Source organism: Fibrobacter sp. (genome assembly GCF_045112255.1).
GTDB lineage: Bacteria > Fibrobacterota > Fibrobacteria > Fibrobacterales > Fibrobacteraceae > Fibrobacter.
In genome coordinates this window covers 1-3,542 of record NZ_JBGUHR010000112.1, presented here as the reverse complement: position 1 = coordinate 3,542, position 3,542 = coordinate 1, and the positions used below count along the sequence as shown (strand labels likewise).

Genomic DNA, 3,542 nt, shown 5'->3' with positions numbered 1-3,542 from the left:
CACCTACTTTGCACAGGTCTCCGTCGGTAACGCCAAGCAAAACATCAAGTTCACAACCGATGGCAGCTACAGCCAGACGCTCGGCGCCCAGGCAAGCAACAGCGCCCTCATGAAGGACGCACAAAAGGATGAAGCTATCCAGTTTGTCGCCACAGATTACGACACGCTCACCATCGCCCTCAACACGCTTGACACGATTCTCAACGTGAAGCTTACGAAGACGGTTCCTCCCGAACCGACATTCAAATTCGGCTATGCCCTCGGCAACAAGCCGACCCCGAGTAAGGGCTGCGGCACGACGTCAAAGCTGCAGAAGACCAAGAGCGTCGAAAACGGCGACCGCTTCGAAATGAAAGTCGGTAGCGAAAACCGCGAATACTTCATCACGCTACCGAAGAACTACGACAACAAGAAACCTTACAAGTTGCTCTTCGCCATGCACTGCATGGGCTCTAACGCCGAAGACTTCGTCCACCACTATGCGGACCAGGACCATCCGAGTCCGTACTACGGCCAGCAGAAACTCGATACCGAAGGCAACTATATCTTCGTTTCTCCGCGTGGCGATACCGACGGTATGCCGTGGAGCGTATCTAGCGACAAGGACCACAAGTTCATCAACCAGTTGCTTACGACTCTCGAAGAAAACTACTGCATTGACACCAGCCGCGTGTTCATGACGGGCTTCAGCTTCGGCGCCATGGTCACGAACTCCATGGCCCAGGATATGCAAGACCGCCTGCGCGCAGTCGCTGTCTATGCAACCGCCGACTACAACATCTACTTGCCGCAGAACAAGGGCTTGCCCATCGCCTGGATGGCAGTGCACGGCAAGAATGACGGCACCTGCCAGTACAGCCGCGCACGTGACAGTGCACTGAAGCGCATCCTCAAGAACAACGGCAAGGCCGATGCAGATGGCAACTTCACCGACGCCAGCGCAGAAAAGCCGAAGGAAGTCGGTGGCAGCGGACACCTCTGCTATGACTTCACAACCGTCGACGAACGCTTCCCGGTCAAGTTCTGCAGCTGGAATGGTCAGCACCAGTGGACCGCCTACGACAACGGCAACTGGCAGAACACTTGGGTTCCTGAAGAAGTCCACAAATTCTTCGGCCAGTTCTAATCAAGTTTCATAAATCAGCTCTCTACCAAAAGCGGCTTCCCCAAAGGAAGCCGTTTTTTATGTAAAAAGAATTTTATAGACAATTCATCAACAGACATAAGGTCTCGCCGCGTAATTTCAACCCCATTCGAAATTAGATTCGCATATATAGAGGTGTGTGCACATTAGGAGTCTTGGTAAAAGGAGTAAACATGAAATTCAAATCACCTAAGCTTTTCACGGCAGCAAGTCTTTTGGCGTTCTGCGGAATCGCGTCGGCATACACAATCACAGGAACCGTTTCTGACGATCAGGGCAAGGCCCTCAAGGACGTCAATGTAAGCTTGCTCAAGGAAGGCAAGACCGCCACAACCGACGACAAGGGCAAATTCACCATCCATGAAGACGAAGACGTGGGCATCCACCCGGCATACAAGAACTCCGTCGGCTATATCAGCATCAACAACGGCATACTTTCCTACTCCCAGAGCAGCACATCACCTGTCCAGGTAAAGATTTACAACTCGCTCGGCAACCAGGTCTTCAAGAAGACCTTGCAGGGATCCGGCACTTATGACTTGAGCAAAGGTCTCGAAGCCCGCGGCACATACTTTGCACAGGTCACTGTTGGTAACGCCAAGCAAAGCATCAAGTTCACAACCGATGGTAACTACAGCCAGACGCTCGGCGCCCAGGCAAGCAACAGTGCGCTCATGAAGGACGCTGCCGAAGGCGAAGCGCTCCGCTTTGTCCTCGATGGCTACGACACACTCACCATCGCCCTCAATACGCTTGATACGACCCTCAACGTGAAGCTCACGAAGACGGTTCCTCCTGAACCGACGTTCAAATTCGGTTACGCCTTGAAGAATGAACCGCGCAAGAGCGCTGGCTGCGGCAAGAATACGACCTTAAAGTCCAACAGAAAAGTCGAAAATGGCGAACAATTCTCCATTAACGTCGGCGGCAAGAATCGCACATTCTTCATCACCTTGCCGAAGAACTACGACAATACCAAGGCCCACAAGCTCCTCATCGCAAACCACTGCATGGGTTCTAAGGCCGAAGACTTCGTGCACCACAGTCCGGACTATGACCATCCGACTCCGTACTATGGCCAGCAGAATCTGGACAAGAACGGCGACTACATCTTCGTCGCTCCGCAGGGTAACGACAACGGTACATGGAACGGCAAGGAAGACCACCAGTTCGTTGACGAAATGATCACAACGATGTTCGACAACTACTGCGTTGACACGACTCGCGTGTTTGCAACAGGCTTCAGCTTTGGCGCCATGTTCACGAACTCACTCGCCCAGGACATGCAGGAAAGACTCCGCGCTGTAGCGGTCTACGCCACTGCCGACTATAACATTTGGCTGCCTGCAGCATCTGCAAATCCGGGCCGCTATGATGCAAAGGATCTGCCGATCGCCTGGATGGCCGTACACGGCAAGAACGACGGTATGTGCAACTACGACCGCGCCAAGAACAGCGCCCTCCCGCGAATCCTCAAGCGTAACGGCAAGGCCGATGCTAACGGCAAGTTCACCGATGCAAGCGCCGAAAAGCCCAAGGAAAACAACGGCAATACCGGACACGTCTGCTACGACTTCACGACCGTCGACGAACGCTTCCCGGTCAAGTGGTGCAGCTGGCCGGGTGGACACCAGTGGACCGCACACGACAACGGCAGCATGAGTGTCGGTGCCGGCTGGCAGGAAACCTGGGTCCCCGAAGAAGTTCACAAGTTCTTCGAACAGTTCTAATAAAGTTTCATAAATCAACTCTCTACCAAAAGCGGCTTCCCACAAAGGAAGCCGTTTTTTTGGTAAAAATATCTTTATAGACAATTCGTCAACAGGCATAAAGTCTCGACGTGTAATTTTAATTACATTCGAAATTAGATTCATTTATATAGAGGTGTGCACATTAGGAGTTTTTGGTAAAAGGAGTCAACATGAGTTTCAAATCACCTAAGCTTTTCACGGCTGCAAGTCTTTTGGCGTTCTGCGGATTTGCATCGGCATACACAATCACAGGAACAGTTTCCGACGATGAAGGCAAGGCCCTAAAAGGGGTCTCGGTCAACTTGCTCAAAGAAGGCAAGACCGCCACAACCGACGACAAGGGCAAATTCACCATCCACGAAGACGAAGACATAGGCATCCACCCGACATACAAGAATTCCGTCGGCTACATCAGCATCAACAACGGCATGCTTTCTTACTCCCAGAGCAGCACATCGCCTGTCCAGGTAAAGATTTACAACTCGCTCGGCAACCAGGTCTTCAAGAAGACTTTGCAGGGTTCCGGCACTTATGATTTGAGCAAAGGTCTCGAAGCTCGTGGCACCTACTTTGCACAGGTCTCCGTCGGTAACGCCAAGCAAAACATCAAGTTCACAACCGATGGCAGCTACAGCCAGACGCTCGGC

The 3,542-nt window shown here is 52.3% G+C and carries 3 protein-coding genes; all 3 read left to right on the top strand.

The window, feature by feature from the left end:
• Positions 1 to 1,126 (top strand): alpha/beta hydrolase family esterase (locus ACJMM9_RS14040; RefSeq protein WP_405328225.1); only part of this gene is annotated, 1,126 nt, incomplete at its 5' end.
• 191 nt (positions 1,127 to 1,317) lie between these two features.
• Complete coding sequence (locus ACJMM9_RS14035) at positions 1,318 to 2,874, top strand: T9SS type A sorting domain-containing protein (RefSeq protein WP_405328223.1); 1,557 nt, start codon at positions 1,318 to 1,320, stop codon at positions 2,872 to 2,874.
• A gap of 191 nt (positions 2,875 to 3,065) precedes the next feature.
• Positions 3,066 to 3,542 (top strand): T9SS type A sorting domain-containing protein (locus ACJMM9_RS14030; RefSeq protein WP_405328220.1); only part of this gene is annotated, 477 nt, incomplete at its 3' end.

Bases quoted from the DNA above. Each gene is read 5' to 3' on its own strand.
- ACJMM9_RS14035 (WP_405328223.1), top strand. From the start codon at position 1,318: ATGAAATTCAAATCACCTAAGCTTTTCACGGCAGCAAGTCTTTTGGCG.